This is a genomic window from Nitrospira tepida (genome assembly GCF_947241125.1).
Taxonomy (GTDB): Bacteria; Nitrospirota; Nitrospiria; order Nitrospirales; family Nitrospiraceae; genus Nitrospira_G; species Nitrospira_G tepida.
Map to the genome: position 1 here is coordinate 1,297,140 of NZ_OX365700.1, position 19,546 is coordinate 1,316,685.

The following is a 19,546-nucleotide window of genomic DNA, read 5'->3' on the forward strand; positions in this document are numbered from 1 at the left end:
CCTGCCAAGGGGGATTGTATGCATTTGGCTGAATTGAAGCAGAAGTCAATCGCCGATCTGAACGAAGTGGCCCGCGACCTGAAAATCGAGAACGCGGCCAATTTGCGCAAGCAGGAGCTGATCTTTGCCATCCTGCAGGCGCAAACCGAGAAGAACGGCGTGGTGTTCGGCGAGGGAGTCTTGGAAACACTCCCGGATGGATTCGGATTCCTGAGGGCGCCCGATTCAAATTATCTGCCCGGGCCGGATGATATCTATATATCTCCCTCCCAGATTCGCCGCTTTAATCTCCGGACCGGCGACATTGTCTCGGGCCAGATCAGGCCGCCCAAGGAGAGCGAACGGTATTTCGCGCTTTTGAAGGTCGAGAAGGTCAATTTCGAGGATCCGGAGGTCGCGCGGGACAAGATTCTGTTCGACAACCTGACGCCGCTGTACCCCGAAGAGCGGATCAAGCTCGAATACGATCCGGAAGAGTATTGTACGCGGGTCATGGATCTGACTACGCCCATTGGGAAGGGACAGCGTGGATTGATCGTGGCTGCGCCGCGAACCGGCAAGACCATGCTCTTGCAGGCCATTGCCCGGGCCATCATCAAGAACCATCCCGAGGTGGTCTTGATCGTCTTGCTGATCGACGAGCGTCCGGAGGAGGTCACCGACTGGCAGCGGCAGGTCCGCGCCGAGGTGATCAGCTCGACGTTCGACGAGCCGGCGCAGCGCCATGCCCAGGTTGCGGAAATGGTGTTGGAGAAGGCCAAGCGACTCGTCGAGCACAAGCGGGATGTTGTTGTTCTGCTGGACAGCGTCACCCGTCTGGCGCGCGCCTATAATACGATCGCGCCGCCGAGCGGCAAGGTTCTGTCCGGCGGATTGGATTCCAATGCGTTGCAGCGCCCCAAGCGGTTCTTCGGCGCCGCCCGCAACATCGAGAACGGGGGGAGCCTCACGATCATGGCGACCGCCCTGGTCGATACCGGCAGCCGCATGGACGATGTCATTTTCGAAGAGTTCAAGGGAACGGGCAATATGGAAGTCCACCTTGATCGCCGGCTGGCGGACAAGCGGATCTTCCCGGCTATTGACATCGCCCAGTCCGGCACGCGAAAAGAGGAACTCCTGGTGGACAAGGATCGCCTCAATAAGATGTGGATCCTGCGGAAGGTGCTGAGTCCGCTGGGAACGGTCGAGGCCATGGAGTTCTTGATGGACAAGATGCAGGGAACCAAAAGCAATCAAGATTTTCTGTTGTCGATGAATCGCTAACTGGGTGGAGCTTGAAAGGATACGTACATGAAGAAAGGCATTCATCCCGGGTACCGGACGGCCTGGATCAGTTGTGCTTGCGGCGCGCGGTTCAGCACGCGCACGACGGTCGGTGATCTGAAGGTCGATATCTGTTCGAGCTGCCATCCGTTCTTCACGGGCATGCAGAAGATCGTCGATACGGAAGGGCGGGTCGAGCGGTTTAAAAAGAAGTACGCCAAGAAAGCCACATAGTTCGCAGCCGGTGCGTCATGTCTCACGTCACCTGCCAACATGGAAACGAGAGGCCATCCCGTGGCCAACGGACCAGTGTCGGACATCAAGGAAACCGCTCTGCTCTCCAAGTGGGAAGCGGCCAAGGCTCGCCACGATGAATTGGTCCGCCAACTTCACGACGAGGCCGTGCTTACCCAGCCGGCCCTCATTCGCAAGCTCAACAAAGAACGACTAGAGCTCGAAGATCTCGCGCAACTGTTTGACGCTCGACAGGACCTCCTCCGGCAGCAGGAGGAGGTCCTGCAGTTGCTCGACGACGGCGCCGCGGACGCGGACCTGCGCGGGCTTGCCCAGGAGGAGGCGCAGCAGCTGGAAGCCCGTCGCCGCGAGCTTGAACAGCGCGCGTTCGAGTTGCTCGTGCCCAAAGATCCGAGGGACGAGAAAAGCGTCTTCCTGGAGATACGCGCCGGCACGGGAGGCGAGGAGGCCGCCCTGTTCGCGGGCGATCTGCTCCGCATGTACATGAAGTACGCGGAGCGCAAAGGGCTGAGGACCGAGCTGGTCGATGCGTCGGAGACCGGGATCGGCGGCTATAAGGAAATCATCGTCCTTGTCGAGGGAAAGGGCGCGTTCGGCCATCTCAAGTACGAGAGCGGCGTGCACCGGGTGCAGCGGGTGCCCGTCACGGAGGCCAGTGGACGCATTCACACTTCCGCCGTTACCGTGGCGGTGATGCCGGAAGTCGATGAGGTGGAGGTGAAGATCGATCCGAAGGATCTTCGCATCGACACCTTCTGCTCATCCGGCGCCGGCGGCCAAAGCGTCAACACCACCTATTCGGCGGTGCGGATCACGCATATTCCAACCGGGGTTGTGGTGAGTTGTCAGGACGAACGCTCCCAGCTCAAGAATCGCAACAAGGCCATGCGAACCCTGCGGGCCCGCATCGTCGAAGCCGAACGGGAAAAACAGGAGGCGGAAATTGCGCAGCATCGCAAGGCCCAGGTCGGGAGCGGTGACCGCAGCGAGAAGATCAGGACCTACAACTTTCCGCAAAACCGGGTGACCGATCATCGAATCGGCCTGACTCTTCATCGCCTGGATCAGGTGCTGGAAGGCGACCTCGACGAAATCGTGGAGGGATTGCGCGCGGCGCAGGCCCAGGCTCAAACGAACTCGCCGCAAGAGGCATGACCGATGGCCGAATCCCTGGCAGAGGAAGCGGGCCGGATAACCATCACGACACTGCTGCGTGAAGGAATCAAGCGGCTCCAGGCGGCTGGGATCGAATCGGCAGGGCAGGAGGCCCTGTGGATTCTCGAAGCAGTGCTGGAACGGACTCACCTTCAGCTTCGGCTCGACGGCGAGCGACCGGTCTCGCCGGTTCAGCATCAGCGGGCTGAGGACCTGTTGCGCCGGCGGGCTGCGCGGGAGCCGTTGCAATACCTGTTGGGCAGCCAGGAGTTTTGCGGTCGTGCTTTCACCGTGACTCCCGCTGTGCTGATCCCTCGACCCGAGACGGAACTGTTGGTCGAGGAAACGGCGCGGCGACTGGTCACGACTCCGAGACCCTTGATCGCAGATGTCGGAACCGGTTCCGGCTGTATCGCGGTGAGTCTTGCCCTAAACTTGCCGCAGGCGGAAATCTATGGGATCGACTGCTCGCGGGCTGCCCTCCAGGTAGCCCATGAAAACCTGATGCGGCATGGGGTTGCCGATCGCGTGACGTTGATGAAAGGGGATCTGTTGGAGCCGCTTGAGACTGTTTCGGCTCAAGGGCGAGTGACGGCCATCCTCTCCAACCCCCCCTATATTCCTGAAGACGAATTGGATAGACTCCAGCCCGAAGTTGGGCGGTTTGAGCCGCGTCTGGCGCTGGCAGGCGGTCCGGACGGGCTGACGATCCATCGGCGGCTGATCTCGGGGGCTCTCCGGTACCTGGCTCACGGTGGGATCTTGGCCATGGAGGTGGGAGCGGGATCTGCGCCGGCCTGCGTCGACTTGGTGCGGGCGCAGGGCGGGTATCGGACCATTCGCACCATCCCAGATCAACAGGGGATCGAACGGATCGTGTGGGCGGAGCGGCCAGCCTGATCGTGGAAATGGCGAGCAATCCGCGCGGATAAAGGGCAAAATCGAGCCTCTCGTGAATAAACGCGTCAAGTAGTCGGCAAGTCTCTCCATGGACCGTCTCGTCATCAGCGGAGGAACCAGGTTGCGGGGCACCATCAAGGCCAGCGGAGCCAAGAACGCAGCCTTGCCCATCCTGGCCTCGACCATTCTCGGCGCGGGTGAGTGCGAACTGTCCAACGTGCCTCGGGTCGTGGACGTGGTGACCATGATCAAGCTGCTGAACCTGTTGGGTTGCTCGATCAGCCAGGAAGGGGATCGAGTCGTCGCCAAGTGCGATCAACTCCGATCGAGCGAAGCTCCATATGATTTGGTTCGGACGATGCGCGCGTCGATCCTGGTCCTTGGCCCCCTCGTGGCGCGATGGGGCGAAGCGACCGTATCGCTGCCAGGAGGCTGCGCGATCGGCTCTCGCCCGGTCAATTTTCACCTCGCCGGCCTGGCCAAACTGGGAGCGGAAGTCTCGATCGAGCATGGCTATATCCGAGCCAGGGCGTCGCGTCTCAAGGGGGCGCGCATCTATTGCGACGTCTCGACCGTCACGGGCACCGAGAACCTCATGATGGCGGCCTGTCTGGCTGACGGGGTGACCGTGATCGAAAACGCTGCCAAGGAGCCGGAGGTCGGTGACCTGGCAAGTTTCCTCGTCAAGCGCGGAGCCCGAATCGAGGGGGCCGGGACCGACGTCGTCACGATTGAAGGAGTCGGGCAGCTCCATGGAGCGGACCATGAAGTCATCCCCGATCGGATCGAGACCGGCACTTATCTGGTGGCGGGCGCCATGACGCGCGGGGATGTCTGTGTGGAGTCCTGCCGTCCCGACCATTTGGAATCGCTCACGCTCAAGCTCCGGGCCTGCGGGGTGACGGTCGAAGAGGGAAAAGAAACCCTTCGCGTCCGGTGTGATCAACGGCCGGTCGCCACGGATATCAAGACCGGGGCCTATCCGGCCTTTCCGACTGACATGCAGGCTCAGATGGTCGCGTTGCTGGCGATCTCCAGGGGGACCAGCGTGGTGACGGAAACGATTTTTGAAGGGCGGTTCATGCACATCCAGGAGTTGCAACGGATGGGCGCCGACATCAAGATCGAAGGCCACCATGCGGTCGTGACCGGTTGCGAGCGATTGACTGGCGCGCCGGTGATGGCCTCCGACCTTCGCGCGAGCGCGGGACTGGTCTTGGCGGGTCTGGCGGCGGACGGGGTGACCGAAGTGTCACGCATCTATCACCTGGACCGGGGGTACGAGCGGCTGGAGGAAAAGCTCGGCGCGCTCGGGGGCATCATCCAACGGCAGAAGGGCTCCCAGAGTGTCAAGATCGCTTAACCACCGGCGCGCAAACGTCATGTTGACCATTGCCTTATCCAAAGGGAAGCTGCTGGGGCAAACGTTGCCCCTGTTCGCCGAGGCCGGCTATCCCACGAAGGACCTGACCGAAGACAGCCGTAGGCTGGTGTTCACCTATGGGGATCGTGGCATCACCTATCTGATCGTCAGACCCAGTGACGTGCCGGCCTATGTCGAGCATGGAGCGGCGGATATCGGAGTCGTCGGCAAGGATGTGTTGCTGGAGCAGAACCCGGATGTCTATGAGCCGGTGGATCTCAAAATCGGCGCCTGCCGGCTGTCCGTGGCGGCGCTCCGTGGCCAGGAGTCGCGGAGCCGGCTATCGTCCAAGGTCCGGGTCGCGACGAAGTATCCCACCATTACGGAGCGGTACTTCAATCAAAAGGGCATTCCGGTCGAAATCATCAAACTGTACGGCTCGATCGAATTGGCGCCGGTACTGGGCTTGGCCGATCGCATCGTCGATCTGGTTGAAACGGGCAATACGTTGAAAGCGCACGATCTCGTGGAAATCGACGTGATCGCCCGCTCGACCGCTCGGCTGATCGTCAATCGGGCCAGCCTGAAGCTCAAGTACCAGGCGGTGATGTCGTTGCTTGAAGCGTTGCGGAGGACTCGGCCCGGTGATGGGAAAATGGTCGCCGCCGGCCGAGGCGGGAAACGGCCTCGATCCGCAGAGCGCGGCGCCCTTGCCGGCCGAGATCGGAGTCTTGCATGAAGGTGATTGCCTATTCAGACCGGGGCTTCAAGGCCGCGCTTGAGAAGGTCGTGCAGCGGGGGCGGCAGGACACCGGGGCGGTCGAGCCGGCCGTGCGGACGATCCTCAAGGCGGTCGAGCGCGGCGGCGATCGGGCAGTGCTGCGCTATGCAAAGAAATTCGATCGGGTGAGCCTCACGCCGGACGCGATGCGCGTCACGCCGGAGGAGATCAAGGAAGCCTATTACAAGATCCGCAAGGAGGACGGCGATGCGCTCAGGCTGGCCGCGCAGCGGATCGCGACGTTCCACGAGCGACAGCGGACCAAGACCTGGATGTATCAGGAACAGGGGGCGACATTAGGGCAGGCCGTGCTGCCCTTGGATGTCGTCGGGCTCTACGTGCCGGGTGGAAAGGCGGTGTATCCTTCCACCGTGTTGATGGCCGCCATTCCCGCCAAGGTCGCAGGGGTGCGGCGGGTAACGATGTGCACGCCCTCCGGACAGGCCGGCATCAACCCGTACTTGTTGGTGGCGGCTGATATTGCCGGGGTCGATGAAATCTACAGGGTCGGGGGAGTGCAGGCCGTGGCCGCAATGGCCTATGGGACCAAGACGATCGCCAAGGTGGACAAGATTGTCGGCCCGGGAAATATCTATGTCGCCACCGCGAAGAAGCTCCTCTACGGCGTGGTCGGCATCGACATGATGGCCGGACCGAGCGAGCTGTTGGTGCTGGCCGATGAGTCGGCGAACCCGTCCCACGTGGCGGCGGATCTGCTCTGCGAAGCCGAGCATGACGAGCATGCCAAGGTCTATCTAGTGACGCCGTCCCGTAAAATGGCGGACAATGTGGCGCGAGCCGTGCAAGCCCAGGTGAAGCAGTTGTCGCGGACCGCCATCGCCGCCAAGGCGATCAGCCGGCACGCAGTGGCGTTTGTCGTCGAATCGATGGAACGGGCGATCGACGTGGCGAACGAGATTGCCGCCGAGCACCTGTCGGTCGCGACCGAGCGACCCTTCGATTATCTGGAGCGCATTCGTCATGCCGGGGCTTTGTTCCTAGGGCGCTATACGCCGCCGGCCGTCGCGGATTATATCGCGGGGCCGAACCACGTGCTGCCCACCGGCGGGACGGCGCGGTTCTTTTCCGCCCTCTCGGTGAACGACTATGTGAAGATCAGCAACATCGTGTCCTTCACCAAGGAGGAGCTGCAGCGGGTGAAGGACCCTCTGGTCAGGCTGGCCCATATCGAAGGGTTTGACGCGCATGCCAAGTCGGCAGAAAGCAGGTTTCTATGAAGAAGAACGGAGCGCCGCGGCAGGCCGGCATTCACCGGGCCACGAAAGAAACGGACATTCGCGTCGAATGGACGCTGGATGGGAACGGCGAGAGCAAGATCGACACGGGCATCCGCTTCCTCGACCATATGCTTGAATTGTGGGCGAAGCACGGGTTCTTCGACCTCACCGTCCAGGCCAAGGGCGATCTCGACATCGACGAGCACCACACCGTCGAGGACGTCGGGATCGTTATGGGCAAGGCCCTGCATCAAGCCTTGGGGGAGAAGGCTGGGATCAAGCGCTTCGGGTTTGCCTCGGCGCCGCTCGATGAAACCTTGGCGCAGGTGACGGTGGATCTCAGCGGCCGGCCCTATCTCGTCTACAACGTGACCCTGCCGGACCGGAAGATCAAGTCCTTCGACCTGGGTCTCTTCGAGGATTTTTTTCAGGCCTTCGTCACGCACGGTGGGCTGAACCTGCATGTGAATCTGATGTACGGCCGCAATCCCCATCACATCATGGAGGCGATTTTCAAGGCGCTGGCCAAGGCCCTCGACCAGGCGACCTCCATTGATCCGCGGGTCTCCGGCGTGCTATCCACCAAGGGCAGTTTGTAGTCCGTTCATCGCTCGACCCTGGCCTGTCTCAGCATGATCGCCATCATCGACTATGGGATGGGCAATCTGCGCAGCGTGCAGAAGGCCTTCGAAACCGTCGGCTGTCCGGCGGTGGTCACGCGCTCGCCGCAAGTCATTCGCGACGCGAGCCATGTCGTGTTACCAGGCGTCGGCGCCTTCGCTGACTGCATGAAGAATCTGGACCACTACGGGCTGATTCAGCCGATCCGCGCCGCCATCCAAAGCGGCAAGCCGTTTCTCGGCATTTGCCTGGGATTCCAGGTGCTCTTTTCAGAGAGCGAAGAGTTCGGCCTGCACAAGGGATTAGATATCCTGTCCGGTCGTGTCCTCCGGTTTCCCTGGACCTGCAAGCCGTCGGTGGACAGCCGGCCAGCCGGCTCTGCCGGATTGAAAGTGCCGCACATGGGGTGGAATCAGATCACGATCGAGCGCCGCGCCCCGCCGTTGGCCGAGATCGAGAACGGGGCCAGCCTGTACTTCGTGCATTCCTACTATGTGGCGCCGGCCGATCCATCGGTGATCGCGACCACGACCACCTACGGCCTGTCGTTTGCCTCAAGTATTTGGCGGGACAATGTCGTGGCTTGCCAGTTCCATCCGGAAAAGAGCCAGTCGGTCGGGTTGCGGATCGTCAAGAATTTCGGGGCCTGGCAATGAGCGGGGAATGCGCCAGTAGAAGGGTCTCATGGGCATTCAGACTCGTGCTCTATGCGGCTGTGGCGGGATTTGTGGTCGTGGGAAGCGGATGCGGACCGACCAAGGTCAAGACGGAAACGTCTCCCTATGCCGAGCGTTATCACATCAAGTCGGTCGCGGTGCTGCCGTTCCAGACCCTGGAGACTCCTCAGGTGGTGGACGATCGAGCCAATCAACTGTCGGTCCCGACAAGCGCCAGACGATCCAATATAACGGTCGCTATCCCGCCCGACACCCAACCGACCGAGCAGGCCACGACCGTCGTGCCTCCGGCAGCGGCCGAGATTGTCACCCGTTTGGTTTGGGACCGGCTCAGCAATCGGCCGGGGTTGACCCTGCGGTCGCTGCAGGAGGGCGAACGGGCCTGGAAGGAGAGCGCAGCCGAATCCCAGGGTGACGAACCCCAACACCTCGCGCCCAAGATCGCCACACAACTGGGTGTGGATGCGGTCGTGTTCGGCAAGGTGCTGGTGTATCGGGAACGGGTCGGCAGCAAGCTGGGAGCCGACCCGGCCGTGGTGGGATTTGAGCTGCGCCTCGTCGGGTCGGACGGGGTCACTCTCTGGGTGGGCAACTATTACGAGAAGCAGAGGCCGATGAATGAAGACCTGTGGGGGTTTATCGAGCGAAAGGGCGCGTTTGTCACCGCGCAAGAGCTGGCGGCCTATGGGGTCGAGAAGGTGCTCAAGGAGTTTCCATACGGCGGACAAGGCTCGACGAATCGAGGGTGATGGTCCATGCGGGTGATTCCGGCGATTGACATCAAAGACGGCCGTTGCGTCCGGTTGCGGCAGGGCGACATGGCTCAAGAAACGGTCTATTCGGACGATCTGGCCTCCGTGGCGCGCGGGTGGCAGCAGAAAGGCGCGACCTGGCTCCACGTGGTCGATTTGAACGGGGCCGTCGATGGAAAGCCGAGCAACGACACCCATATCGAAGGGATCGTGAAGGCCGTCGATCTCTCGGTGCAGGTCGGCGGTGGCATTCGATCGATCGAGACCGTGCGGCGCTATTTCCGGATCGGGGTGGCGCGGGTGGTGCTTGGCACAGTAGCGCTGACAGACCGGCCGTTTCTCGAACAGGCTTGTCGCGAGTTCCCGGGGCGGGTATTGGTAGGGGTTGATGCCCGCAACGGAAAGGTAGCCGTGAAAGGATGGACTAGTGTCTCCGAGACATCGGCAGTCGAACTGATCCGGAGCTTGGAGGGACTGAAGCTGGCGGGGGTCGTCTATACGGACATTGCGCGCGACGGCATGCTCGCAGGCCCCAACCTCCCGGCCTTGAAAGAGGTCGCCGATCATGCGCCATGCCCGGTTATCGCCTCGGGCGGCGTCACGCGCATGGAGGATCTCGTGGCGATTCAAAGCTTGGGCCCTCGTCTTGAGGCGGCGATCGTCGGCAAGGCGCTCTATGACGGCAAGCTTGATTTTGCCGAAGCGATCCGCGCGGTGCGATCATAGGACCTCGCTCTAGCTCTCAGCCATGCTCACCAAACGCATCATTCCCTGTTTGGACGTCAAGGACGGCCGAGTCGTCAAGGGCGTGAGTTTTGTCAACCTGCGCGACGCGGGGGACCCCGTCGAGATCGCCAAGCTGTATGATCGCGAAGGCGCGGACGAACTCTGTTTTCTCGACATCACCGCGTCCCATGAGGCCCGCGCGATCATCCTGGATGTGGTCGCGCACACGGCCGAGCAGGTGTTCATGCCATTGACGGTCGGCGGAGGCATCCGCAGCCTGGACGACATCCGCGCGCTCCTGACCGCGGGCGCTGATAAGGTCAGCATCAATACCGCGGCTGTCGCGTCGCCAGAATTCGTCAAGGCCGCGGCAAGCCGGTTCGGCACGCAATGTATCGTGGTCGCGATCGATGCGAAGCGCGCCGGTTCGGGCCATCCGAATGTCTGGGAGGTCTACACCCACGGAGGGCGTCGTCACACCGGTCTCGATGTCATCGAGTGGGCCAAGCGGATGGAGGCCTATGGGGCCGGCGAGATTCTCCTGACGAGCATGGATCGGGACGGGACGCAGGCTGGGTACGACATTGAACTGACAAGGGCCGTGTCCCGGGCTGTCTCGATTCCGGTCATTGCGTCCGGCGGAGTCGGCACCTTGGAGCACCTCTACCAGGGATTGACCGAAGGGATGGCCGACGCGGTGCTGGCGGCTTCAATTTTTCACTACCGGACCTATACGATCCCGGAGGCCAAGGCCTACCTGGCCGAGCGTGGGGTGCCGGTGCGCCTGGCCACAGAGGCCAAGCCAGTAGGCCTGCGATAAGTGGAAGGCTTGCGGTAGCGGATCAGAATCGGAACATGCAGAGCATGCAGAACATGGAGAACATGGCGGACGGCGAGCAAGAGGTGCAGTTCGATGACCGGGGGCTCATCCCGGCGATCGTCCAGGATTGGCGGGACGGGTCCGTGCTGATGCTGGGGTATATGAATCGGGAGGCGTTGGATCGGACCAGATCCACCCGCTCCGTGCATTTTTGGAGTCGCTCCCGGCAGCGACTGTGGGAAAAGGGGGAAACCTCGGGCCATCGGTTGATCGTGAAGGACCTCTTTATCGATTGCGATCAGGATACGATTCTGGTGAAGGCCGAACCGGTTGGCCCGACCTGCCACACAGGCAAGCAGAGCTGCTTTTTCACCGAGTTGAAGGGAAGCGAGGGGCAGGATCGGAACCCGTCCGCCGCGTTGGGCGGAATCTTGGAACGGATCGCGGAAACCGTCCGCGACCGGCGCGCGAACCCACGCGCCGGGTCTTACGTGTCCAAACTGCTGGAAGGAGGGCCGGATCGGTTCCTCAAGAAGGTCGTCGAAGAGGCCGGGGAGGTTCTGCTCGCCGGCAAGAACGCCAAGCGGGAGGAGATTGTCTACGAGGTGGCCGATCTGCTCTTCCACACCCTGATCGTCCTGGAAGCCAACGAGATCCCCCTCAGCGATGTCTACCGGGAACTGGCTGCCCGCCATGGCAAGTCTGGGCTTCGTCCGGCTCACCCCGGGGAAGGAGGCGCCGGTGAGTGACTGTCTCTTTTGCCGTATTGCAGCGGGAAGCCTTCCCGCCAAGATCGTCCATCAGGACCCGCAATGTGTGGCCTTTGAGGACCTCCACCCCCAGGCGCCCACGCATGTCCTCGTGATTCCCAGGAAGCATGTGAGTTCCCTCCGTGAGTGCGGCCCGGAGGACCAGGCCATCCTGGGCCATCTGCTGCTGGCTTGCGCCGCCGTGGCCCGCCAAAAGGGCTTAGGCGAACATGGCTATCGGATCGTGGCGAACAGCGGTCGGGACGGCGGCCAGACCGTGTTTCACCTTCACTTCCATCTGCTCGGCGGGCGGGCCATGACCTGGCCGCCGGGATAGCATGATGGTGAACAAGTCCGCCTCCAGCGCCATCGGTTGCCTCAGCGAGGGTCCATGTGCCTGCGACGGTTCTGCCGGCGGATGCCGGCCGCGCTTCACCGCGGTCCACGGTTCGTCCTCTCATTGACAGTGATCCCCATCGTTTGTTAGCCTGAACGGTCAATTCTTGCCTCTATTTCACTAAGACCGGGGTGAGCCTCTGAGGACTGTAGGCTGGCTCCGGGCTCGCACAGCTCGGAAGGTTCGCTCGCGGTGAGTCGAGGCCCGATTTCAGACGCCATCCTGGCCCAAATCAAGGAACGGCTCGACATCATTGATGTGGTGTCGGGTCACATGACCCTGACGCGCACGGGACAGAACTTCAAGGCCTGTTGTCCCTTCCACGACGACCGCACCCCCTCCTTCACGGTCAGTCCCGGGAAGCAACTGTTTCACTGCTTCGGCTGTGGGGCCAGCGGTGACGCCATCGCCTTTTTCATGAAGGTGTCCGGCCTCACGTTTCCCGAAGCCATGAGGGAGCTAGGGCGCCGGGTGGGCGTACAGGTCCCCGAGACCTCGGCGGCTGAAACCGATCAGGATGCACAGCGACGCAGGCGGTTGGAGGCGGTCAACCAAGCTGCCGCCGCGCATTTCCGGCATACATTGAGCGAGCCGGCCATCGGGAAGCCGGGGCGCGACTATTTGGAATCCCGCGGCATCGACCAAGTCGTCGCGGACCAGTTCGGCCTCGGCTATGCCGCACCGGATTGGGAGCGGTTGGTCCGCTCCCTCATGAAGGACGGATTCTCGGAGGCCGAGATCTGTGAGGCTGGCCTGGCGGTTCCCCGCAACAGCGGGGCCCGCGCCCAGGGTGCCGGCAGCTACGACCAGTTCCGGGGGCGGGTGATCTTTCCGATTACCGATCTCCGGCGCCGAGTGGTCGGGTTCGGCGGAAGGGTGGTCGGGCCGGGCGAGCCCAAATATCTCAACTCCAGAGATACGCCGCTCTTTAAGAAGGGCCAGACCCTCTATGCGCTCGATGCAGCCTATGAAGCGGCCGGCCGCCAACAGACCCTGATCATCGTCGAGGGCTATTTCGATGTGATTGCGCTCCACCAAGCCGGCATCCGGACAGCGGTCGCTACATTGGGGACGGCATTGACCCCCGAGCATGTGCGCACGGTGCGCCGCTATGCAAAGCAGGTGGTGCTATTGTTCGACCCCGATGCAGCCGGTGTGCGCGCGGCGTTGCGCACGTTGAATTTGTTCGTGGACACAGGTTTGGCGGTGAACGTGGTCAGCCTGCCGGACGGGCATGACCCCGACACCTTTGTTCGGGCTCATGGCGCGGAGGGATTCGGTCGGTTGCTGGAGCAGGCTCCGAGCCTATGGGATTTCGCGCTCGATCAGAGTTTGCGACGGGCTGTTTCCGGCCGGATCGAGGAAAAGGTGCGCGCGGCGGACGCCGTGGTGGAGATTATTCAGAAGATCAGCCATCCCGTCGAAAAGGCCGAGCGACTGCGGCAGGCGGCGGAGCGGCTGGGTATCAACGAGCAGCGGCTGGCCGAGCGATACCTCTCTGTTGAGAGGGCCGGCCGAGCGACCCGTCGCCCCTCCTTTCATGCGGCGGCGCCCGTGCTCCAAAAGAACATCAACCCGGAGGAGCGGGAACTGATCCATCTGCTCTTGCAAGGCCAGTGTTCGTCCAAGGACCTTGGCCGATTGCGGCCTGATTCGTTTGTCGATCCCGCCACTCGTGCGATCGCAGAGGCGGCGCTCCGGCATCGCGGGGCGGACGGACGGTTGCTGCTCCGGCCGTTGCTGGACGAGTTGCTCGGGGTTGATTCAACCCGGGTCCTGGCGGCCGAGCTGTCGGTGAAGGAACGCCATGATGAAGATGCGCAGGCATCGATCCGTGGATGCCTGGAGAAGCTGGACCGAAGGCGTCACGAGCGGCTGCTCGCCGAATTGGTCGCCCAACTCAAGGAAGCCAGCCAAGCAGGCCGTACCGACGAGGTGCGGACATTGAACGAGCGAGTCAACGAGTTACGATTGCAGAAGGCCGCGTATCGGTAGGGAACAGGGGATCGGAGTTGAGGAGTCGGTATGCCGAAACAGGAATTCATGAGTGAAGTCAAGAAGCTGATCTCGATGGGGAAGGAGAAGGGGTTTCTCACCTACGAGGAGCTGAACAGCACCTTGCCCCCCGATGTCGTGTCGCCGGATCAGCTCAATACGCTGGTCACGATGTTCGGAGAGATGGATATCGACATCGTGGAATCGGCCGACGCTCAACGCCAGCCCAAGGCGGCCGAATCCAGGGAAGCCGAGGAGGAAGACGAAGGCGACGCGAGCGAAGAAAACGAACGGGAAATCGACCTGACCCCTGGCGCGCTCAGCCGCACGGACGACCCGGTCCGCCTCTACCTGAAGGAAATGGGGAGCGTGGCCCTACTCAGCCGCGAAGGCGAAATCGAGATCGCCAAGCGCATCGAGGAAGGCAAAATGGAAATTGCCTCGATCGTCTACGGCCTGCCGATGACGATCGAGTATATCCTGGCCCTTCGCGAGCAGTTGAAGCTGGACAAGGTCAAGGTGCGGGAGATCGTTCCGATCTCTGAGGAGGAGTTCGAGGAAGAAGAAGAGGGGGGCGAGCGGGACGACACCGAATTGCGGGTGCGGACCTTGGAGGCCCTCAACGAGGTTCGGAAGGTCTCGACCGCCTATCGCGGCCTCTGCGCCAAGGCCAAGCAGATCGGGAACGATCCGGCGGAGCAGAAGAAGGTCAAGAAACATATCGAGACCGTGCGCGGGCAGTTGGTCGAGAAGATCGAGGCGGTCAATCTGCATGCGGTCTTGAAGGACCGGATGGTCCAGCGCGTGAGGGATGTCGCGCACCAGATCCGCGCGGCCGAGCGGGAAATCAGCCACTGCCAACGGCGGACGGGCATCAGCGGAGAGGCGGGCCAGGAAGCCCTGCGCCGGCTCGGCCGCACCAGACAGGATTTCCTCGCGGTAAAGCGGAAGACCGGGATCTCGGAAGAGACCCTGCTCGACATCAAAAAGGTCTATCAAGCGGCCAAGGCCCGGATCCGCCAGATCGAAACCGAGGAAGCGTTGGTGTCCGCGGAGGAAATCAAGGACGCCGTCAAGCATTTGGACCAGGCGGACGAGAAGGTCAAGCGGGGCAAGGCGGAGCTGGTCGAGGCGAACCTGCGGCTGGTCGTCAGCATCGCCAAGAAATACACCAACCGCGGACTTCAGTTTCTGGACCTGATCCAGGAAGGCAACATCGGCCTCATGAAGGCCGTGGACAAGTTCGAATACCGCCGGGGCTACAAGTTCAGCACCTACGCCACCTGGTGGATCCGGCAGGCCATCACCCGCGCGATCGCGGACCAGGCGCGGACGATCCGCATTCCCGTGCACATGATTGAAACGATCAACAAACTCATCCGCACCTCGCGGCATCTCGTCCAAAAGCTGGGGCGCGAACCGATGCCGGAGGAAATTGCCGAACGGATGGACATGCCGTTGGACAAGGTGCGCAAGATCCTCAAGATCGCGCGCGAGCCCATTTCGCTGGAGACGCCGATCGGGGAGGAAGAGGACAGCCATCTCGGCGACTTTATCGAAGACAAGAAGGCCGTCTCGCCGCTGGAGGCCGCCATTCGCTATGATTTGCAGCGGCAGATCAACAGCGCGTTGGAGACCCTGACGCCGCGCGAAGAGAAGGTGTTGCGCAAGCGGTTCGGCATCGGCGAAGCGACCGACCATACATTGGAAGAGGTCGGCCAGGACTTCGAGGTGACCCGCGAGCGGATCCGGCAGATCGAGGCCAAGGCGCTGCGCAAGCTCCGCCACCCCAGCCGGAGCAAGAAATTGCGCAGCTTCGTCGAAAGCTTGTAAACTACCGGTCACGTCCGGGAACGCGACAGGCTGGGCCCATAGCTCAGGTGGTTAGAGCGGCTGACTCATAATCAGTTGGTCCTAGGTTCAAGTCCTAGTGGGCCCACCACCGGAGCCGGGCCCGTGCCGGCGACGGCCGGATGTCGGGCGCCGTGAACGAGACCCCAGGAGACCGTTGAATCCTCATCTCCCTCGCCTGATCGAACTGCAGGCTATCGACCTCCGGATCGCGGAGATCAAGCACCAGCGCCGTCTGATTCCGGACCGGCTCGCCGCCGCCCGCGCCCCCTTGCATTCGGCCACGGAGGCTTTGAAGCAGGCCGGCGCCTCGGTCGAGGCCTTGACCAAAGAACGCCGGACCTGCGAACGGGATCTGGACGCGCAGGAATCGCACATCGAAAAAATGAAAGCCCGCACCGGCGAGATCAAGACCAACAAGGAATACCAGGCCCACCTGTTCGAGATCGAGATGGCGAACAAGAAGAAGGGCGAGGTCGAGGAAAAGATTCTGGGTCTGATGGAAACGATCGAGCAGCTCCAGCGCGAGATGGCCGCGGCGCAGGCCAGGGTCCGGGAGGCGGAAGCGGCCTTCGAACGGGAACAACGGCTGCTGGATGAGTCGGACGCGGCCTTGAGCAAGGAATTGGCCGTGCTGGACGAGCAGCAGCGCGGCGCGGCGGCGGCAGTGCCGCGCGATTTACTGGAGCGATACGAAAAGCTCAAGGTTCAGCGGAAGGACCACGCGCTCGCATCCGTCCGGGACGGAACGTGCCAGGGCTGCCGATTGCAACTCCCGCCGCAATTGGTCGCCGAGGTCAAACGTTCGGACGAGCTTCAGGTGTGCGGCTATTGCCATCGGATCCTCTATTGGGAGGGAGAGTTGCCCGCGGAGGCTCCGGCCGCAGCCGGGTCTCCCCATGATTACGACGACGAAGCCGGCGAGTCCTTGTGAGGCTGGCGCAGGTCGCGAAGGATCGTCTCGGTGGTTCGGAAATGAAGTTTGGCCACCCTGGCCAGCCCGGTTTCGCCGTGCTTCTTGACCACCATCCTCGCCGCCAACTCCACCGCGTTCGACGCGCCTTTTGGGAGTGTCGTGCCGACCTCCTCCGACAAACGGCGTAATCTCCTCAGAAACTCGGCCCGCGCCAGGATCGATGCGGCGGCCACCGCGAGATCCGCCTCGGCCTTGGGCTGTTGCACCAGCCGGATGGCTTTTCCCTTCTCCATTAGGGCGCGCTGGACGTACCGTTCATCTCCGAATTGATCCGCGATTGCCAATTCGCACGAGACCTGTTCGAGCAGGTTTTCCAAGGCCCTGGCATGACCCCAGGCCAGGAGGCGGTTGAGGTTCTTGATCTTGGTATAGAGAGCGTTGTACCGCTCGGGTCCGATGGCGACGACCCGATGGGGGCAGATCAGGCGGATATCCCCGGCCATCTCCAGGATGCGGCCGTCGGAAATGCGCTTGCTGTCTCTCACCTGGAGCAGCGTGAGATCGGCTTCCCGATCCGGGGACACGAAGGCGGCGGCGATCACCAGGGGGCCGAAGTAGTCGCCTTTGCCCGATTCGTCGATGCCGATGCGAGGGATCGAATGAAACCCGAGCATGGGAGGAGATCCGCGAGGCGGGCCTGCTTGCAGGTCGCGCAACGGTCGCGTACTCTAACAAAGGCTCTGACAGGGGTCAATGAAGAGCGCGCGCATTGTTCCACGTACGAGGGGAAGGCACATGAAGGGAGATCCAAGACCGGCCTGCTTCGGAACGAGATGGCTGGCCACCTGGCTGCTGGCGGTCTCCGCGGGTTTGGTCGGCTGTGTGACGAATCCGTATACGGACCGGTGGCAATTGATGATGGTCTCCTCCGGTCAGGAAATGCAGTTGGGCGCGCAAGCCTATCAGCAGGTGCTCCAAGATCCCAAGGTCAAGCTCTCGACCGATCCCCGGGAGGTCGAGCCGGTCAAGCGGGTGGCAGCCCGCGTGATCGAGGCTGCCAAAAAATCCAAATACGCCGACCTGGCCAATCAGTTTCAGTGGGAGGTCAGCGTGATCAAGGACGATCAGACCTTGAATGCTTTCGCCCTGCCGGGAGGAAAGATCGCCGTCTATACCGGGATCTTCGCCGTATCGAAGAATGAAGCGGGGCTGGCTGCGGTCATGGGGCATGAAGTCGTGCACGCGCTGGCCAGACACGGCGGCGAACGCATGAGCCAGAACGTGGTGGCGCAGGGGGCGCTGACGGTCGCGAACGTCGGGCTGGCCGTGGCCGGTGTCGATCCCATTCTTGGAAACGGCGCCATGGCCGCGCTTGGGGTGGGAGCGCAGGTGGGCGTGCTGTTGCCGTTCAGCCGCAAGCACGAGTCCGAAGCGGACTATATCGGCATGTTGCTTGCCGCACAGGCCGGCTATGATCCCCGCGAGGCCGTGCGAGTCTGGGAACGGATGGCGCAACTTTCGAAGGAAACGCCGTCCGAATTTTTGTCCACCCACCCGGCCCACGAAACCCGCATCAAACAGTTGCAGGAATGGCTGCCGGAGGCCTTGCCGCTCTGCCCGGCCCAGGGTTGTGGGTCTGGCGCGGAGTTGCCGCCGATCGGGCACCGGTAGATGCCTGCCGGAGAGCGGTCTTCGCTGTTCGTCATCACTCAGACCCATCGCGCAGATCTCCGGGGCCTGTTCCCGTCGCCGCACGCTTCTGATCTGATTCCCAACTCAAGCTGATGCGGTCGACGTCCGACAAGCGAGAGGGGCGCGTGGGTCCTGTTGCGCGCAACCGCTCATGAAGCGAATCCTGCTCGTTGATGGCGACCCTGCCGCACTGCGCCTGCTCCAACAGGAGTTGGCGGTCCTGCGCGAGGCATGCGACCTGAGTTTCGTCGCAGGCGCAGCCGAGGCGCTCGCGCTCCTGGAACAGTCCACCTACGATGTCGTGTTGACCGACATCCATTTGGGCGGCATGGGCGGTCTGGAGTTGCTGGCCGAGGTGAAGCGCCGCTATCCGCAGGTCGTGCGGCTTGCCTATTCGGGGTGCGCGCATCAGGATCTGGTGGTGCGCGGGCTTGCGGTCGCCCACCAGGTCCTTCCGAAACCGTTGAGTGCTGAACTGGTGTGGGGGACGGTCTCCCGCGCCTGCGCGCTGCGGGACCAACTCGGCAGCGCCGCGCTGTTGACACTGGTCAGCGGTCTCCATCGGTTGCCCAGTCTTCCGTCGGTCTATGAAGAGTTGGTGACGGTTGCGCGAGACGACAGCAGCACCATCGACCAAGCCGCGCGGATCATCGTCAAGGATGCCGGCCTGGCAGCCCATCTCCTGCACATCGTGAATTCGGTCTTTTTCAATCTCAGGCGGACCGTGGTCAGCCCCGCCCACGCCGTCGCTCTGCTGGGCCTTGAGACCGTGAGCGCGTTGGTGCTCAGCGCAAGCGTGCACCAAACCTTGCAGACGGCCGAGTCAGACCGGGCCACGGTGGCCTCGCTTCAACGGCACGGACTGGCCGTCGCCCAGTCCGCCCGGCAGTTCGTCTCGATGGAGGAAGTCGGGCGCCTGGCCCTGGATCAGGCCTTTACGGCCGGTCTCCTGCATGACCTGGGACGGCTGGTGCTGGAAACCCAGATGCCGGCGGAATGCCGGGCCGTTCGGCAGTTGATGGAAGGTGAGCGGTTGACGGACGTGGAGGCGGAACGAGTTGTGTTGCATGCCACCCATGCGCAGGTCGGCGGCTATGTGCTCGCCCTATGGGGATTAGGAGCGGCCGTCGTGGAGGCGGTCGTCTTTCATCATGAACCTCGGTCGGCGCATCGGAGAGAATTCAGCGTCTTGACGGCCGTGCATGTCGCCGACGGCTGCGCGCAGGCTGAACGGTCCGGCATGGAGTCCGGCAAGGTGGATCACGAGTATCTGGCCGAGATCGGGTTCGCCGACCGGTTCGCGCAGTGGAAGGCGGCGGTCTGAGGAATGGTTGTCCTCAAGATCGTCCCCGGTCCGGCCGACAACGAGAGAACGGCATCCTTGCAATGGAG

The 19,546-nt window shown here is 62.4% G+C and carries 19 protein-coding genes, 1 tRNA gene and 1 pseudogene; 20 read left to right on the forward strand and 1 reads right to left on the reverse strand.

The window, feature by feature from the left end:
• Positions 1-18: 18 nt before the first annotated feature.
• The 18 genes and pseudogenes from rho to QWI75_RS06200 all read left to right on the forward strand — a co-directional run bounded on the left by rho (position 19) and on the right by QWI75_RS06200 (position 16,480).
• Positions 19-1,266 carry a transcription termination factor Rho gene (rho, locus tag QWI75_RS06115; RefSeq protein ID WP_289267810.1) on the forward strand — a complete coding sequence of 416 codons (1,248 nt, stop codon included), beginning with the start codon at positions 19-21 and terminating at the stop codon, positions 1,264-1,266.
• Positions 1,267-1,293: 27 nt separating this feature from the next.
• Positions 1,294-1,500, forward strand: a complete 207-nt coding sequence (gene rpmE, locus QWI75_RS06120; protein WP_289267811.1) for a 50S ribosomal protein L31 — start codon at positions 1,294-1,296, stop codon at positions 1,498-1,500.
• 99 nt (positions 1,501-1,599) lie between these two features.
• Positions 1,600-2,676 (forward strand): peptide chain release factor 1, encoded by a 1,077-nt coding sequence (gene prfA / locus QWI75_RS06125; RefSeq protein WP_370693622.1) that lies wholly within the window; start codon positions 1,600-1,602, stop codon positions 2,674-2,676.
• A 3-nt stretch (positions 2,677-2,679) separates the two neighbouring features.
• A complete protein-coding gene (gene prmC / locus QWI75_RS06130) occupies positions 2,680-3,576 on the forward strand; it encodes a peptide chain release factor N(5)-glutamine methyltransferase (protein ID WP_289267813.1) in 897 nt (298 codons plus the stop codon).
• 88 nt (positions 3,577-3,664) lie between these two features.
• Positions 3,665-4,939, forward strand: a complete 1,275-nt coding sequence (murA, locus tag QWI75_RS06135; RefSeq protein ID WP_289267814.1) for a UDP-N-acetylglucosamine 1-carboxyvinyltransferase — start codon at positions 3,665-3,667, stop codon at positions 4,937-4,939.
• A gap of 19 nt (positions 4,940-4,958) precedes the next feature.
• Positions 4,959-5,573 (forward strand): annotated as a pseudogene (hisG, locus tag QWI75_RS06140) (ATP phosphoribosyltransferase); the annotation flags it as partial.
• Between the two features lie 101 nt (positions 5,574-5,674).
• On the forward strand, positions 5,675-6,958 hold the full coding sequence (gene hisD, locus QWI75_RS06145; protein WP_289267816.1) for a histidinol dehydrogenase: 1,284 nt from the start codon (positions 5,675-5,677) through the stop codon (positions 6,956-6,958).
• On the forward strand, positions 6,955-7,557 hold the full coding sequence (gene hisB, locus QWI75_RS06150; RefSeq protein WP_289267817.1) for an imidazoleglycerol-phosphate dehydratase HisB: 603 nt from the start codon (positions 6,955-6,957) through the stop codon (positions 7,555-7,557). The genes hisD and hisB overlap by 4 nt, the downstream gene beginning before the upstream one ends.
• Before the next feature lie 33 nt (positions 7,558-7,590).
• Positions 7,591-8,235 carry an imidazole glycerol phosphate synthase subunit HisH gene (gene hisH, locus QWI75_RS06155; protein ID WP_289267818.1) on the forward strand — a complete coding sequence of 215 codons (645 nt, stop codon included), beginning with the start codon at positions 7,591-7,593 and terminating at the stop codon, positions 8,233-8,235.
• Between the two features lie 44 nt (positions 8,236-8,279).
• Positions 8,280-9,005, forward strand: coding sequence for a hypothetical protein (locus tag QWI75_RS06160; RefSeq protein WP_289267819.1), 726 nt, complete (start codon positions 8,280-8,282; stop codon positions 9,003-9,005).
• A gap of 6 nt (positions 9,006-9,011) precedes the next feature.
• Entirely contained in the window at positions 9,012-9,734 is a 723-nt protein-coding gene (gene hisA, locus QWI75_RS06165) for a 1-(5-phosphoribosyl)-5-[(5-phosphoribosylamino)methylideneamino]imidazole-4-carboxamide isomerase (protein WP_289267820.1), read from the forward strand.
• Between the two features lie 22 nt (positions 9,735-9,756).
• Positions 9,757-10,554: an imidazole glycerol phosphate synthase subunit HisF gene (gene hisF / locus QWI75_RS06170; protein ID WP_289267821.1), complete on the forward strand. Its 798-nt coding sequence runs from the start codon at positions 9,757-9,759 to the stop codon at positions 10,552-10,554.
• Positions 10,555-10,589: 35 nt separating this feature from the next.
• Positions 10,590-11,303, forward strand: coding sequence for a bifunctional phosphoribosyl-AMP cyclohydrolase/phosphoribosyl-ATP diphosphatase HisIE (gene hisIE / locus QWI75_RS06175; RefSeq protein WP_289267822.1), 714 nt, complete (start codon positions 10,590-10,592; stop codon positions 11,301-11,303).
• Positions 11,296-11,640, forward strand: a complete 345-nt coding sequence (locus QWI75_RS06180) for a histidine triad nucleotide-binding protein (RefSeq protein ID WP_289267823.1) — start codon at positions 11,296-11,298, stop codon at positions 11,638-11,640. Before hisIE ends, QWI75_RS06180 begins: the two co-directional genes overlap by 8 nt.
• 252 nt (positions 11,641-11,892) lie before the next feature.
• Positions 11,893-13,695: a DNA primase gene (dnaG, locus tag QWI75_RS06185; protein ID WP_289267824.1), complete on the forward strand. Its 1,803-nt coding sequence runs from the start codon at positions 11,893-11,895 to the stop codon at positions 13,693-13,695.
• A gap of 30 nt (positions 13,696-13,725) precedes the next feature.
• Positions 13,726-15,528, forward strand: a complete 1,803-nt coding sequence (rpoD, locus tag QWI75_RS06190) for an RNA polymerase sigma factor RpoD (RefSeq protein WP_289267825.1) — start codon at positions 13,726-13,728, stop codon at positions 15,526-15,528.
• Positions 15,529-15,560: 32 nt separating this feature from the next.
• A tRNA-Ile gene (locus tag QWI75_RS06195) sits at positions 15,561-15,637 on the forward strand.
• Positions 15,638-15,703: 66 nt separating this feature from the next.
• Entirely contained in the window at positions 15,704-16,480 is a 777-nt protein-coding gene (locus QWI75_RS06200; protein ID WP_289267826.1) for a zinc ribbon domain-containing protein, read from the forward strand.
• Here the strand turns inward: QWI75_RS06200 and rnhC are convergent.
• Positions 16,450-17,136: a ribonuclease HIII gene (gene rnhC / locus QWI75_RS06205; protein WP_289267827.1), complete on the reverse strand. Its 687-nt coding sequence runs from the start codon at positions 17,134-17,136 to the stop codon at positions 16,450-16,452. The genes QWI75_RS06200 and rnhC overlap by 31 nt on opposite strands.
• 121 nt (positions 17,137-17,257) lie before the next feature.
• On the opposite strand from rnhC, the gene QWI75_RS06210 reads away from it, so the two are divergent.
• Positions 17,258-18,133 (forward strand): M48 family metallopeptidase, encoded by an 876-nt coding sequence (locus QWI75_RS06210; protein ID WP_289267828.1) that lies wholly within the window; start codon positions 17,258-17,260, stop codon positions 18,131-18,133.
• Between the two features lie 172 nt (positions 18,134-18,305).
• Positions 18,306-19,478: an HDOD domain-containing protein gene (locus QWI75_RS06215; RefSeq protein ID WP_289267829.1), complete on the forward strand. Its 1,173-nt coding sequence runs from the start codon at positions 18,306-18,308 to the stop codon at positions 19,476-19,478.
• The last annotated feature ends 68 nt before the right edge of the window (positions 19,479-19,546 follow it).

Excerpts from the sequence above, each read along its gene's own strand:
- hisB (WP_289267817.1), top strand. The coding sequence starts at position 6,955 with ATGAAGAAGAACGGAGCGCCGCGGCAGGCCGGCATTCACCGGGCCACG.
- hisH (WP_289267818.1), top strand. The coding sequence starts at position 7,591 with ATGATCGCCATCATCGACTATGGGATGGGCAATCTGCGCAGCGTGCAG.
- hisA (WP_289267820.1), top strand. The coding sequence starts at position 9,012 with ATGCGGGTGATTCCGGCGATTGACATCAAAGACGGCCGTTGCGTCCGG.
- rnhC (WP_289267827.1), bottom strand. The coding sequence starts at position 17,136 with ATGCTCGGGTTTCATTCGATCCCTCGCATCGGCATCGACGAATCGGGC.
- hisIE (WP_289267822.1), top strand. The coding sequence starts at position 10,590 with ATGCAGAGCATGCAGAACATGGAGAACATGGCGGACGGCGAGCAAGAG.
- QWI75_RS06210 (WP_289267828.1), top strand. The coding sequence starts at position 17,258 with ATGAAGGGAGATCCAAGACCGGCCTGCTTCGGAACGAGATGGCTGGCC.
- rpmE (WP_289267811.1), top strand. The coding sequence starts at position 1,294 with ATGAAGAAAGGCATTCATCCCGGGTACCGGACGGCCTGGATCAGTTGT.
- hisD (WP_289267816.1), top strand. The coding sequence starts at position 5,675 with ATGAAGGTGATTGCCTATTCAGACCGGGGCTTCAAGGCCGCGCTTGAG.
- rpoD (WP_289267825.1), top strand. The coding sequence starts at position 13,726 with ATGCCGAAACAGGAATTCATGAGTGAAGTCAAGAAGCTGATCTCGATG.
- rho (WP_289267810.1), top strand. The coding sequence starts at position 19 with ATGCATTTGGCTGAATTGAAGCAGAAGTCAATCGCCGATCTGAACGAA.
- QWI75_RS06215 (WP_289267829.1), top strand. The coding sequence starts at position 18,306 with ATGAAGCGAATCCTGCTCGTTGATGGCGACCCTGCCGCACTGCGCCTG.
- murA (WP_289267814.1), top strand. The coding sequence starts at position 3,665 with ATGGACCGTCTCGTCATCAGCGGAGGAACCAGGTTGCGGGGCACCATC.
- hisF (WP_289267821.1), top strand. The coding sequence starts at position 9,757 with ATGCTCACCAAACGCATCATTCCCTGTTTGGACGTCAAGGACGGCCGA.
- prmC (WP_289267813.1), top strand. The coding sequence starts at position 2,680 with ATGGCCGAATCCCTGGCAGAGGAAGCGGGCCGGATAACCATCACGACA.